Here is a 12,741-nt window from a genome sequence, read left to right as displayed (position 1 = left end):
AGAAGCCCTCCTTCGTATGTAGTAGCTTATCGATGAAATTTCCCAAATTATTAATCTGACTTTGGCACCAACCAATAATGCCGTTTTCTTCGTTCTTTTTGTTCTCTAGTCTAGTGATTTCATCACAGATGGCATCATAGAAGGTATTCATCTCTGTTTGGAAATTTGTATACTCGGTGGAGAAGGTCTCCCACTGCTTGAGGAAAGCGTCTTTTTGTTTTCCATGCCAATCTGGTTGGATATTGCGATGATTGATAGGATACCTGATATCGTGAACATTTCTTTGAATTTTGCTTACAGACTTCTTGGCAGTACGAAGACGTTCCAATTGTTCATCGATGGAGGTGATTCGAGATTGAGCGGATGAGATACTAGAGTAGTGGGCATTCACCTGGTTTTGAAGAGAATAAATTTGATTGTAATCAATTTCTCCCATCTCTTAGCCTCCTAATTCATTTACTTCGTTCAATTCAGCCACATTTCCTTTAGGAATATCCGTTTCATCTATCACGGCCGCAATATTTTCTAACATGAGTTCATTCTCATCATTAGTATACCCCTCTTGAACAATCTTAAAAATATCTTCATGATTGAAGTAAATCAAATTTTCGCCTACGACTCCTTCAGGATATAGGCAAGCACCGTAGTCAAAGCGATAAATATTTCCCTTAACAGGAACAGCAATCACTCGTGAGATAATCATCATTTTCTTTGTATTCCCCTTTAAAATAATGATACTGCCGAGTGGCAACATAGTCGTTTCTTTCATTGTATCCCTTTCTAAATTTCTAATAGTTGAACAAATTCATAACGATCTGGGTACAGAATGTGCCCTTGGTTAGGTTTAAGCGCAGGCTCATTCATGATATAAGGATAGCGAGTATGGTCTTGATCGCTAATACGTACACCAAGAAAGACCTGTTCTACTAACTGATTAGCTAGTTTGACAAAATTATCGTATCGATTTGTTACTAGATCCTGATAAGCACCAGCAAACACCAAGGTTACTCCATAGCGAGGACCTTCTGTAAGGAGCTCTTTGAAGTCTACTTCATTCATCCCTGCTACCATAGCTGTCGCAGCAATGTCTGGTATCAAAATCAACCATTTTGGATAATCCTGGTCTGGAGACGCAACGCGTTTCCTAAAGTCTTCCAGTATCGTCTTCATCACATCAGCAACCTCCAAAGAACTATCAAAACGCTGGATACCAGCAAAGAATTGACTACTAATACGTTGACTAGAATCTAGAATAACCGTATTATACTTGTCTGACAAACGTTTCAGATGATACTCTAATAATTTGTAGTAGTTTGTTACAAAGGCAGGACTATCTGAAGCAATAAGAATAGATCGGTCAAAGCTAAATGATGCTGGAACAACAGCTTCTCTTTCAAGCCCCAAGATAAAGTCTTGACTGTTTTCTAGGATATCTGACATTACCTCTTTGGTTACCTTTTCTGGCAACATTGGGATACCTGAAGGAAGTGGTCCATCGTATGCTGCAACCATAGTTTCTTGTTCTGTACGAACTTCTTTTATGTAATCTGTATAATATTCACTACTGTATGGCAACAGCACTTGGAATTGGACGATGTCGTCAAATTTAGCTATGGCACGACCTTTGATTTCATCGAGCGGAATATTAGATCGTCCTACTACTCCTGACAAATCACTATTGTCAAACAAGAATAGAGAAATCTTGGTCTTAAAGTTAGATTGTAACTGTAGACGCATGGCATTGAGACGAGAAAGTGTCACAACTAGATAGATTCCTAGAGAGGCACCATCGCGAGCAATGACATTTAAAGTATCATAAAAGGCATCTACAAAATCTGCATCCATAACGCTATCAAATCCATCTATCTCGATGAAAATCGTTGGGAAAGACTCATCAGATAACTGATTGTACTGCGTAAGGTTTGTAGCTTTTGCTTGAGAAAGAGCACGTTTACGATTTTTTATCTCTCTATTTAAGAATCGTAAAGATTTCATGATTTTCTCAGTTTCATCAAGTGTAAAATAATCTGCAATATGAGGAAAATCAGAAATAGAGATTAACCCACTGGTACCAAAGTCATAGAGATAAAAGTGAACTTGTTCCGGTGTATGCTTACGAATGACATCCATCGCAAAGTTCTGAAGAAAAGTTGACTTCCCGAATCCTGGACTAGAAACTAATAAAATATGTCCTCTTTGTTCCATATTGAAATAAAGTGGCGATTGTTCCTGTCTTTCAGGAATATCTTGATATCCAACTAAAATCGGTTGTAGATTTTCTGAATGACCCCAATAATCTTTGAAGTTAGTTGATTGTATATCTTTAGTATATATTTTTTCTTCAAGTGGTGGCAACCAAGGACTTGCTACTTGATTTATATCAAGACTATCAAATACTTCGCGAGCATTTTCTACAATGGCATCTAATTCTGTTGGAATAGCCTTTGCTTCTTTTTTATTGACTAAACCACTCAAGTCTTTATTAATGGCATTATACTGACCATTACTTGTAATCTCATATACAGTTGTATTTTTTTGAACATGGTTTCGACCTTCTGGATTATAATCTGCACCCGACCATGCACTCTGGAACAGCTCATAAATTTCATTGTTCCCGACTTGAAGATAGGCTCTACCTGTCTGTGTGATTTCTGCGGCATCAGGTGTTTTGATTACTTCTCTAGAGTCTGCAGCATCTTGTACCTTAAGAGCTATCTTAAACTTAGAGTTCGACCAAATTTGATCATTGACAACTCCACTTGGTTTCTGAGTTGCTAAAATTAATTTAACTCCCAATGAACGACCAATACGAGCAGTAGATACCAATTCATCCATGAAATCAGGTTGATTTGCCTTCAATTCAGCAAACTCATCACTAATGATTAATAAGTGAGGTAATGGTTCTTTAACCTTCCCTTCTTTGAAGAGTTTCATATACTGATTGATATGATTCACATCGTTCTCTGCAAAAATACGCTGACGTTTCTTAAGTTCAGCTTTGATAGATACCAAAGCTCGATTAGCCTGGTTTCCATCCAAGTTCGTAATAGTACCAACGACATGAGGGAGGTCTGCAAAGAGATTCGCCATCCCCCCACCCTTATAGTCGATTAAGAGAAAGGCAACTTCATATGGGTGATAGTTCACAGCCAAAGAAAGAATATAAGACTGAATAAGTTCAGACTTCCCTGAACCCGTAGTACCAGCAATTAAACCGTGAGGTCCATGCGCTTTCTCATGAATATTTAGATAAAGAATATCATCCCTACCTCGCACCCCTAAAGGAACTGCCATTGTTTGGAAAGTTTCATTTTCTTGCCATCGTTTTAAAAGTTCTAGTTCCTCAACCTTATTGACCCCATACATTTCAAGGAAGGTAATGCTATTTGGAATAGAATTACGTAACGTCTGAATATGATGAATACCAGCAAGGTTTCTAGCAAAATTTTCCTTCTCAGATAAGCTTACGGATGGAAGAGGTGTAATTTCTTTATTTGTATAATTCCCATCCTGAAGCAATAATGTAGCTTTTTTATCTCCTCGATAGTCAATAACCGTCTTAACATGTTCTGGTAGACTTTCAAGTACTTCTTCTACGAAAACATAATGAATTCCTAGATAAGATAAGTCTTCATTTATATACTCCATAATATTGTGATCCAACATCAGACTTAAATCTGTAATAAAGAGAATATAATGAGGACTATATTGCTTTTCTTTTCCTTTATCCTGCTCACTATCCAACTTTCTATCTTTAATAATTTGATAGAGAGACGTTAATATTTGGTCGCGAGTTCGTTGATTGTATACAAAACCACGGCTATTTAGTGCTTTTATTTTTGTATGAGGTAACCATCGACTCCAATTCCATATCTCCAACTCTTCCTCTCGAAAAATTGGGATAAACTGTAAATCATGGTAGCTTTGGAAAGTCGCCAATTGCATCATCATTTGTTGAACTTGCTCAATTACTATTTGTCGTGTTCCTATATATCCCGTAGGATTTGTTAATGTATGAGTAATAGGTACCGGCTTGGTCACACGATAGTATGACAGAAGTTCTTGAATTTTCTGGTTAGCAGCTGCATTGTACTTAGTTAACTCAGTATTTGAATACTGAATAGAAAAACTAGAATCAATTTCCCCTAAACCTAAACGATAAGATAAAAAATCAAAGTGATAGAGTGTTTTTTCATAAATACGTCGGTCAGTTTTTTCTACCATTTCTAAAATCTGAGACATATCAGGAAAATGATAAACAAGAGCTTCAACTTGTTCATCTCGTAAATCAGCTAATTGTGAATATTTGGTTTCCAAATATTTCATATACTCTGTAATCTTCTGTTCCTGAAGTTCTTTATGTGATTTCTTATCAGAAAAATAAGTATGAATAGAAGTCCCGATAGTAATGACAGACATACCCATCATCATAAACATCATTCCACCACTACGTGTAAAGTAAACCGTTAGTAATGTAAAAACGATCATTGCTAAAGGAGTAATAATCAATCTTAGTAACGATTGTTTGTTACCTTCATCATCTGTTGGCGCCGAAGCAATCGTTACTTTATCCTCGGGTTCTCTTAGAATAATCCGTGGAGAACGATGAAATTCCTTTGAGCGATCTTCTGTCGATACTTCAGAAAAGGGCAATAAAGATGTCTCAATAGAAAACAATGAATGGATAGATAAAATTTGTTTTTGAATCGATAAACCGACACCTTGTTCAAACACAATTTGATCCAGATCTTGAATGTTATGTTTTCCTGTTTTTCTTTCACCGTTAATATAATATGGACTAACACTATAAATTGTCTTATTTATCCCATCAAAAGTCAAAATGATTTCTGTAGGAAAATCAACTAAGCGAATGCTTGCTTCTTTCTTATCTGATAAATAAAGAATTCTCTCAGGAAGAAGATAGTACTCTGTATCCCCAACCACAAGTAAAGAAACAGTTATCTTCTCATCTATGGAAATTTGATGACTTCCATAAGTATAAGTTTTTCCTAATAATTCAACTCCAGTTTCCTTGACATCCAACATTATATTCTCAAGACAAGGAAGATAAATATTAGAATCAACTGAAGAACCCATTTGATAGGTATTTCCTGCATAGAGTGGATAGACATTGTCCTCAAAAAATAAATAATTCATACACCACTCCTATCTTGATTCTGTTGAAGCCACATTCGATTTGCTAACTTCTGGTGTTAGGTAATTCTTCTTCAATTCTTCCAATTTACCCTTATAATTATTTAACTGCTCAGTACGTTGTTCTGATGTTAGATTAGGGTTTCTCTGGACTTCATCAATCTTTTTAGTAAGACCATACATCAATAATTGGGGGTCATCTAAGTAACTTGCAATATCCATTGCTTCATCAATTTTTGACTGGCCAATTAACACCCAATAACGCAAATAGTCTGTATTTGATTGAGTTGATATTTTTGATAACTCTGTCTTTTGCGCCTCCGTTAAAGGTTCAGTCTTAATCACTGAATAGGCTACCATATAGGAGTCATCTTGGCTAAGCGATTTAGAATCTGTATTTTTTACGGTTGATACGACCGCTGAATAATCTTGATGAACAAAAGCAAGACGCAAATCTGATATCATTTGTTGGCTAGGCATAGCAAAAAATAGAAAATAAAGTACTCCAACCAATGAGAAAAAACCAATAAGAGATGTGATTAAGGTAGTTAACTTTAATCTAGATACTAGTTTATTAGGAACCCGTGAAAATTTTTCTTTATTTTGTTCTCTTTCTTCTAGGTATTTTTCTTCTAACAAAGATATAATTTCATCTAAGTTTTCTGCTTTCATAATAGTTTCACAGAATAGTTTCCCCTTGTAAAATGGTGACTGTCCCTCTATCAATTTCTCATAACTTGTTTTTTTATCAAGCAAAGACACGATCATAGCCTTAAAGTTAACAGTAAACTCATCTAAACTTACAACATCATATGGTGGCACTTGTCCTTTAACACCACGGAAAACAAATAAAGGATTCCCATTTCGAGAAAACACTAAATTATTAGGAGATAAATTATAAGTGTAAATAGAATCCTGCAACGCATGAAACAATTGACCAATATTTATTAAATGACGTAACTTTTCTTCGTCAATCATGGTAATAAGCTTATCCCAGGAATAATATTCATCTGTCAATAGACTTTCAATCGTTAATTTACCTTCTTCTTCGATTACATTTTGATTAACAAAATAAGGTTGTTCTGCTACTAATAAAGCATACGCTATTTCACGATTACCTTTGATATCGCCAACTACCAATTCAAGTTTTTGCACTTCCATACTAACTCCCCTAATTATATTCTCTCTAATTTTAATAATACGCCGTCTTTCACTAAAGCTAAACTGCTAGTACTAGCAAGTATATCCCCAGACTGCTGATTTCTTACACTTGGATTAAATACCTTAACCTCTGCGCCATAAGTTTCTAAAACAATTTGTATTAATTCTTTTATGGTTAATTCAACAGGGACTCTTAAATCTAAAATTTTAGATAAAAAAGGACTACAATCAAGACTAATATTAATGTACTCTTCCATAAAAACCTCCTAAACTTAAAACTATGCCATTATAATTATTATATCATGTGAAACATGATTATAAAAGAACTTTTCGCATATAAAAAAGGAGATACGATTGTATCTCCTCAAAATATTTTTCTACATAATTTTATTGTTTAAATTTATGTAATTTTTTATATAAAAGAGAATAAATTGTGATAATCATTCCTAGTATAAACAATAAAATTGTAGTCCAAGAAATAGGAGCTTTTACGTTATTAAGTGACACATTCTTCTTATCACTACGGTTCATTTGAATTTGACCAGAAAATAAGGCAGATTGATACTCATCAACGATATTTCCGACTTCTACTTTAGTGATAAATAAGGTTGTTTGAAATGATTGATACTTTTCTCTATCATTTTTCTTTGCAGCATCAATAGCTTTGTATGTGTCAGGTTGAAATAACTTCGTTAAATTACTCTCTTGCTCAAAATATTGTATTTCTGTTTTCTTAGGATTTTTATCTAAAGACGTATCTATTTGCAAAGAGCCATCATTTGCAAAAGCTACACTCCCACTCGTAAAAAATAAAAACAATAGAAAGATAAAGACGATAGTTTTTTTCATGTTAGTTATTGTCCTTAACTTGTCGATACAAGAAACTATTCCAAAGTCCCAAAGCAATCGTTAGAACTACGATTACAATCATTGAAGGAACAACTCCACTTTGCTGATTAACAAACAGTTTCACAACACCTTCAAGATAAGTCAAAGGCGAAAGAGTTCCCAAAATAGGAGTTGAATTCACATAATATTCATCAAAGAGTTGGGTTGCGGTAATGATATAAATTAATATCAGACTAACGCTTATTAAAAATCCTAAACTTCTAAGCCTATCAATAAGAATATTAAGACCATATGTCATCATCAGACTTATTATGGAAAGAATTAGTACAAAGGCACTCAATTGCGGGATAGAAAAACCAAGTTTAACTCCAGCAATAATTGCAATTATAAGGCCTGCAATCACAGAAATAAGGCTTAGGAAAAGCATCGGTCCAGAAGAATTTCTCCACGATAAACGATCTTTCAAATTCATGATTCTTTGCAATTCCACTTTGTCTGCATGTTGGAAGAGATAAGCAATAACTAAGCTAACCAGATAGCTAATCAAAATAATCAGAAGACCTGATCTCTCATCTTGACGACTAGACTGTGACTGTGATTTAGTTGCAGCTGATACTACATTGCCAACTTTTGAAGCATCTACAGGATTAGATAAGTATTCATATACTGCATCATTTTTAGTATTACCTGTTCTTGTATTGCTCAAAACAGTAGAAAAGTTTTTAAGAAATTCTTCATTTGAGCCATACTCACTAGACATAATATTTTTCAACTCAGAAACGCGAGTACTTAATGATTCTCCATCTTTTTCCAAATTATTGATATCTTTTACCAACTGAGAAATTGTCGATTCAATTGTCTGAGAAACAGCTTGATTTGCTTGTGTATTTGTCATCAAAGTTTGACTAGCTGACATTAACTTAATCAGGTCACTGTTCATATCCATACTAACTGTAACCATATTTGTATTATCTACTTTTTCTGTTTCAACAAAGTTTGGTTTTGATTCAATAGTTTTATTTACCTCTGAAGCCTGTTCAATTAACTTACTCAACTGAGACGTTAAATCGCTTGTTGTTGTTCTCAGTTGTTCAATATTTGATGTCAACTTCTTAGCATTTGCTGATCGAGACTGAATCTCATTCATCTTTTCATCAGAAACTTTTAAATCAGATTTCAATGCTTCCACAGTAGCAGTTTTTATCAAACTTGTCACAATTGTTTTAAGATCATCATTATTTACTAACGCTGCAAGAGAACCTTCTGCTGGGATAAACATATGTTCTGAATACGTATTTTTAGATAAATCTAAACCATAATATGCAGTAACAAGACCTGACAACTGTAAATAACCATCCACATCTTTATAAATAGCTTGTGTTAGTTTTGTAGGACTATACTCCCAGTTCGAAATAACATCTTGCATTTCATAGTGACGATTCAAAACTTTCTTTTCTGTCTGATTTGTCTTTGTAGTCGTGATAGTCTTCGTTATAGTGAGAACATCTTTTGACTTCTTCTCTTCAGGTTTAGCAGCACTTGAACCTGAATCGGTAGTAGAAGTTACAGGAGTATCTGAAGTAGCTGGTGCTGAAGGAACTATTTCTTTCTCTGTTGTCTCCTTCTCTTTTGTTTCCTCTAAATACGGTGCATCTTCTTTTATAACCTTCACATCTTCTGTCGTATCTAGCTGATACTTAACAAACACGGGAGAAAGTACATTGATGTCATTTTCATTCTTGATAGCTAGCGTATAAGAAACAACTGTACCAGCAGAAACTTCACTGGTTATATTTATCTGATAGTTCCCCCCTCCAAGGTCGGAAAATCCATAGTTTGATTCTTTTAGGTAGTAACCACTTGGTACTGTTAATGTTAATTTTGAAATTTTTCCTTCAAATGATGGTAAAGATATCTCTCGTTTTGTTGTACTCTTGGTTTTAATTTCATCCTTTAGGCGAGAAAATTCTTCATTTTCAAGAGTTGTAGCTTTCAAAGTAGGCAACTCTTTCCCCGTCTTCTTACTATACCACTGCATAAAAGCACTAATATTTTTCAAATGTTGTTTATCAGAACTAGACAAAGAAAGATTATCAATAGCTGCGTCATCATAATATACACCAGGCCATTTGCTTGTGATTTGATCTTGCATGCTAGTGTTCAACGTTTTGATATAACCACCAAGTGTTTTACTAGCCTCATCTGCTGTCGAAGAATTTTTAGTCAGAGAAGATTCTACTGCGTCTTTAATTTTTGTATCATAATGCGACAAAGTGTCATCGATATCTTTATTATTATTCTTTAGAATCTCAAGAAGAGAATCAATATCTTTATTATAGGAAACAACTTTATCCGAAGTTTCTTTCCAAATAGCAGGCTCAGATAAATTATTATTGATATGGGTATTTATACTGTCTAGTTTAGATAATTGTTCCTTAACAGATAATTTAGAAAAGTCTTTATCATAGTTTGACAAAGTTTTCTCTCTAGTATCCAAAGACTGTTGCCATTTTTCCTGTTGCGCTTTGATTTGTTCTATTGTTCCCTCATATGTTTTATCAACAGAAACAATTGATTTAAAAGCATCATTTGTATTTGATAAATCTTTATTAAAGGATGAATAAACTGATAATAAATTATTTGGTGATGAGCCTAATCCATTAAATTGTTGACTATATTGAGCAAGTGGACCTACTAACTTATTGTTAAAAGTTGATAGTGATTCTTGTTCATTTGTAACGACATCAGCAACCTGTCCTTGCGCTGTCTTCAAATTTCCAATAATACTAGTGAAATAAATATTAATTAAGTCCTTATTAAAAAGTTCTTTAAAAGCTACTACTGCTTGTTCTGCTTGTTTAACAGTTAGTTGGTCACTTGATTGGATTTGATATTGAAACGTTGCTTGAACCGGTGAAGTTGACTCAATAGCTAAAGATTCTTCTGAAAATTTACTTGGAAAGACTATCATCAACTGATAAGTATCATTCTTCAAACCACTTTCAGCAATTGAGCGGGAAACCACTTCCACCTTGTAATTATTTTTTGAAATAAACGAATTTACTAGAGTATTAGCAATGTTAATTTGTTGTCCATTGTATACTTTTCCTGCATCTTCATTTACAACAGCAACTTTAATAGGAGCTTGTTGCACCGAAGATTCTGAGTTTGCCTGGCTGATAGGTGTTGGTTTTACAATGGCAAAGAAGGATACTATTATTGTAATAAATAACAATAATGCCCCTAGACTAAATAAAACTTTCTTATTCACATTTTCTCCTTAGGTAAACATAGTAAAAAAGTTGAGGATAAATCCTCAACTTTAACCTCAACCGTTTTGAATGCCGAAGTTTTTAGATAAAGCTTGGTCATTTTGTTTCATTGCTTCAGCAGTCTTATCAAGTTGTGTATTGATTTGTTGCATCAAGTCCGCAAAGTTTTCAACTTTTGGTTTCAACTCAAGGAATTGTCTTTCAAAACCTTCGAAGGCTGCACCTTCCCACTCTGTACGTAAAGTATTTTGTAAACGCTGAAGATTATTCAAAATAACTCTGATATCATTAGCAGCTTTTCCATATTCACGCGCACGTGATTGAAGGGTTTCGGTGGATACACGAATTTGGTCTGACATATTTCTACCTCTATGTTTTTATTTTATTTTTTACATTATTATTTTAACATTATTCCAATACTTACGCAAGTATTATATTAAATAATAGATACAAGTATTTTTAACAAAAATTATTTTGACGAGATAAGTTATTAAAACCTATTCAACGCATATTTAAACTAAAAATTCTACCATATAAATAAGCTTTCTATCATACTTTTCTGCTTTCAACCTCCGATATAATCCATCTTTGCTTGAAGACCTCATCCATGCTGTGGATGTCCTTGTTAACGTGAAGAAAAAGAAGATTACCTGTTTGATAAAAACTGGATTCCCCCAGTTTTCTTAGTTTTCTTGGACTAGAAGATCATATGGGAAATACAATAGGTCTTTCAAGCATTCGTCGTAGATTCCTTTGATCTTACAAGTTGAGAAGGTGTCAAAACTCCAGTAATCATAATAATATCTATTGTCATACTTAGGTATTCTTTACCAAGGTTCATCAGAATGACTATAATACCAAAATACTAGTCAGTTATAAAAAGTATAGAACTGTAAATTAATAGCCTTCCCATAAATACTATAGCTGATTTTCTTTTACTTCCTCAAACCATTTTTCAAACTCTAGACGTGGAATCAATTCCTCATCCTTGTCATAACGCCCTTCATAACTATAGCGACTATCAAGACTGTTTTTCTGAGCATCATAAATCAACCACATCTCAGTTGGGTGTTCGCGGTCATATTCTTGGCACACATCAAGCAATTTCTGTATATCTTCAGCTCCGTATTCCAATAAAGCGAATGCCCTATTATCGGAATCATCTATTTTATTTGTCGCAACTTCATTAACTTTATCCATTTCGATTACAATGCCATTAATCTTATAAAAAACTTTATATGAGTGCAATGCTTCTTCAGAGATGCAATAAATATATACTTTTTCTGCTTGATTTTGGACATATTCCATTGCTAATGAAATCATGCTAACCTGAACTTCCATAAATTTATCTTCAAATGTCATTATGTCCTTTCACTTCTTCTTTTGTTTCTTTGTACCATTGTTCAAAAATATCATCTGCTGTTAATGTATCTGAGTTGGAATAAAATAAATCATAGGAATACTTACCGCTTACTTTATTCTGTATATTATCATAAATCAATTTTATCTGTGTAGGCATCGGACGATTATACTTTCGACAAATTTTATGAATATCTTGTAAATCTTGATTTCCTAATTTCAAAACTGAAAAAATCAAATTATCTATTTCAGATTCACTCATACCTTTTTGTGAAAGTTCATGCAACATTACAATATTATTTCTATCATCTTTATAGAAAACATCAAAAGAATACATTGTCTCAAAAGAACCATATATGTATACAGTATCAATCTTTTGCTCTACCCTATCCGCATATTCTAGTGCTAGTTGAATCATGTCTGTCTGTTTGGCTGAAAATTCGTCTTCAAATGTCATTGTTTTCTCCTAATTATTTGGTATATTTTTAAATGTTGGTTTGCCATCTATTTTATAAAAAACTTCAAAACTATCCGGTCTCAGACTGTCTCCAACGTAGTTCAACTTTACACTAACAGAAACATCCTTTCCTTCTTCCAAAGCTTTAGCCCATTGGTTTTCCAATTTTTTATAATCACTCAAATTTACTTTTCTTAACTGAGAAACTACGTTATCTTTTCCAGGTGATCCCCCAAATCTATCACCAGCCATATGTCCAGCTTGGTCTCCCGATAACTTACCAGGTGACTTGGAATCGTGTGGTAATCGTTTAGTTCTTTCTGTTAGATGAAGTTCCTCCGCATCCCAATTAGTTAAACGGCCTAATTCATCAGTTTGATAAATATACTCAAATTCTCCAGCTTGATATCTGATATTTGGTCTTAAGTTTCCAAATTCATCAAAGTGAGAACCGTCCCTAATTATATTTTCTGCAGTATCCTTACTAGC

Annotated in this window: 11 protein-coding genes and 1 pseudogene; all 12 read right to left on the bottom strand. The window is 33.9% G+C overall.

The window, feature by feature from the left end; genetic code table 11:
• On the bottom strand, positions 1 to 436 hold a 436-nt coding region (locus HMPREF9423_RS11265), incomplete at its 3' end, for a YwqH-like family protein (protein ID WP_006149466.1).
• Positions 437 to 439: 3 nt separating this feature from the next.
• Positions 440 to 769, bottom strand: a complete 330-nt coding sequence (locus HMPREF9423_RS11260) for a DUF4176 domain-containing protein (protein WP_006149465.1) — start codon at positions 767 to 769, stop codon at positions 440 to 442.
• 11 nt (positions 770 to 780) lie between these two features.
• Positions 781 to 5,157 carry a type VII secretion protein EssC gene (essC, locus tag HMPREF9423_RS11255; protein ID WP_006149464.1) on the bottom strand — a complete coding sequence of 1,459 codons (4,377 nt, stop codon included), beginning with the start codon at positions 5,155 to 5,157 and terminating at the stop codon, positions 781 to 783.
• Positions 5,158 to 5,166: 9 nt separating this feature from the next.
• Positions 5,167 to 6,315, bottom strand: coding sequence for a type VII secretion protein EssB (gene essB / locus HMPREF9423_RS11250; RefSeq protein ID WP_006149463.1), 1,149 nt, complete (start codon positions 6,313 to 6,315; stop codon positions 5,167 to 5,169).
• Between the two features lie 14 nt (positions 6,316 to 6,329).
• Complete coding sequence (locus tag HMPREF9423_RS11245; protein WP_006149462.1) at positions 6,330 to 6,572, bottom strand: hypothetical protein; 243 nt, start codon at positions 6,570 to 6,572, stop codon at positions 6,330 to 6,332.
• A gap of 130 nt (positions 6,573 to 6,702) precedes the next feature.
• On the bottom strand, positions 6,703 to 7,164 hold the full coding sequence (essA, locus tag HMPREF9423_RS11240; protein WP_006149461.1) for a type VII secretion protein EssA: 462 nt from the start codon (positions 7,162 to 7,164) through the stop codon (positions 6,703 to 6,705).
• Between the two features lies 1 nt (position 7,165).
• Positions 7,166 to 10,435: a type VII secretion protein EsaA gene (gene esaA, locus HMPREF9423_RS11235; RefSeq protein WP_006149459.1), complete on the bottom strand. Its 3,270-nt coding sequence runs from the start codon at positions 10,433 to 10,435 to the stop codon at positions 7,166 to 7,168.
• 57 nt (positions 10,436 to 10,492) lie between these two features.
• Positions 10,493 to 10,795, bottom strand: coding sequence for a WXG100 family type VII secretion target (locus HMPREF9423_RS11230; RefSeq protein WP_006149457.1), 303 nt, complete (start codon positions 10,793 to 10,795; stop codon positions 10,493 to 10,495).
• A 324-nt stretch (positions 10,796 to 11,119) separates the two neighbouring features.
• Positions 11,120 to 11,299 (bottom strand): annotated as a pseudogene (locus tag HMPREF9423_RS12145) (PoNe immunity protein domain-containing protein); the annotation flags it as partial.
• Positions 11,300 to 11,354: 55 nt separating this feature from the next.
• Positions 11,355 to 11,798, bottom strand: a complete 444-nt coding sequence (locus HMPREF9423_RS11225; protein ID WP_006149456.1) for a hypothetical protein — start codon at positions 11,796 to 11,798, stop codon at positions 11,355 to 11,357.
• Entirely contained in the window at positions 11,788 to 12,252 is a 465-nt protein-coding gene (locus HMPREF9423_RS11220) for a hypothetical protein (RefSeq protein WP_006149455.1), read from the bottom strand. Before HMPREF9423_RS11220 ends, HMPREF9423_RS11225 begins: the two co-directional genes overlap by 11 nt.
• A gap of 9 nt (positions 12,253 to 12,261) precedes the next feature.
• Positions 12,262 to 12,741, bottom strand: a 480-nt coding sequence (locus HMPREF9423_RS11215) for a DNA/RNA non-specific endonuclease (RefSeq protein ID WP_006149450.1), incomplete at its 5' end; no start/stop codon positions are given.

The sequence above is a fragment of the Streptococcus infantis ATCC 700779 genome (assembly GCF_000187465.1).
GTDB lineage: Bacteria > Bacillota > Bacilli > Lactobacillales > Streptococcaceae > Streptococcus > Streptococcus infantis.
Note: the sequence above shows the minus strand (reverse complement) of the source record. Positions and strands in the feature narration are given on the sequence as shown.

Excerpts from the sequence above, each read along its gene's own strand:
- HMPREF9423_RS11260 (WP_006149465.1), bottom strand. The coding sequence starts at position 769 with ATGAAAGAAACGACTATGTTGCCACTCGGCAGTATCATTATTTTAAAG.
- essC (WP_006149464.1), bottom strand. The coding sequence starts at position 5,157 with ATGAATTATTTATTTTTTGAGGACAATGTCTATCCACTCTATGCAGGA.
- essB (WP_006149463.1), bottom strand. The coding sequence starts at position 6,315 with ATGGAAGTGCAAAAACTTGAATTGGTAGTTGGCGATATCAAAGGTAAT.
- HMPREF9423_RS11245 (WP_006149462.1), bottom strand. The coding sequence starts at position 6,572 with ATGGAAGAGTACATTAATATTAGTCTTGATTGTAGTCCTTTTTTATCT.
- essA (WP_006149461.1), bottom strand. The coding sequence starts at position 7,164 with ATGAAAAAAACTATCGTCTTTATCTTTCTATTGTTTTTATTTTTTACG.
- HMPREF9423_RS11230 (WP_006149457.1), bottom strand. The coding sequence starts at position 10,795 with ATGTCAGACCAAATTCGTGTATCCACCGAAACCCTTCAATCACGTGCG.
- HMPREF9423_RS11225 (WP_006149456.1), bottom strand. The coding sequence starts at position 11,798 with ATGACATTTGAAGATAAATTTATGGAAGTTCAGGTTAGCATGATTTCA.
- HMPREF9423_RS11220 (WP_006149455.1), bottom strand. The coding sequence starts at position 12,252 with ATGACATTTGAAGACGAATTTTCAGCCAAACAGACAGACATGATTCAA.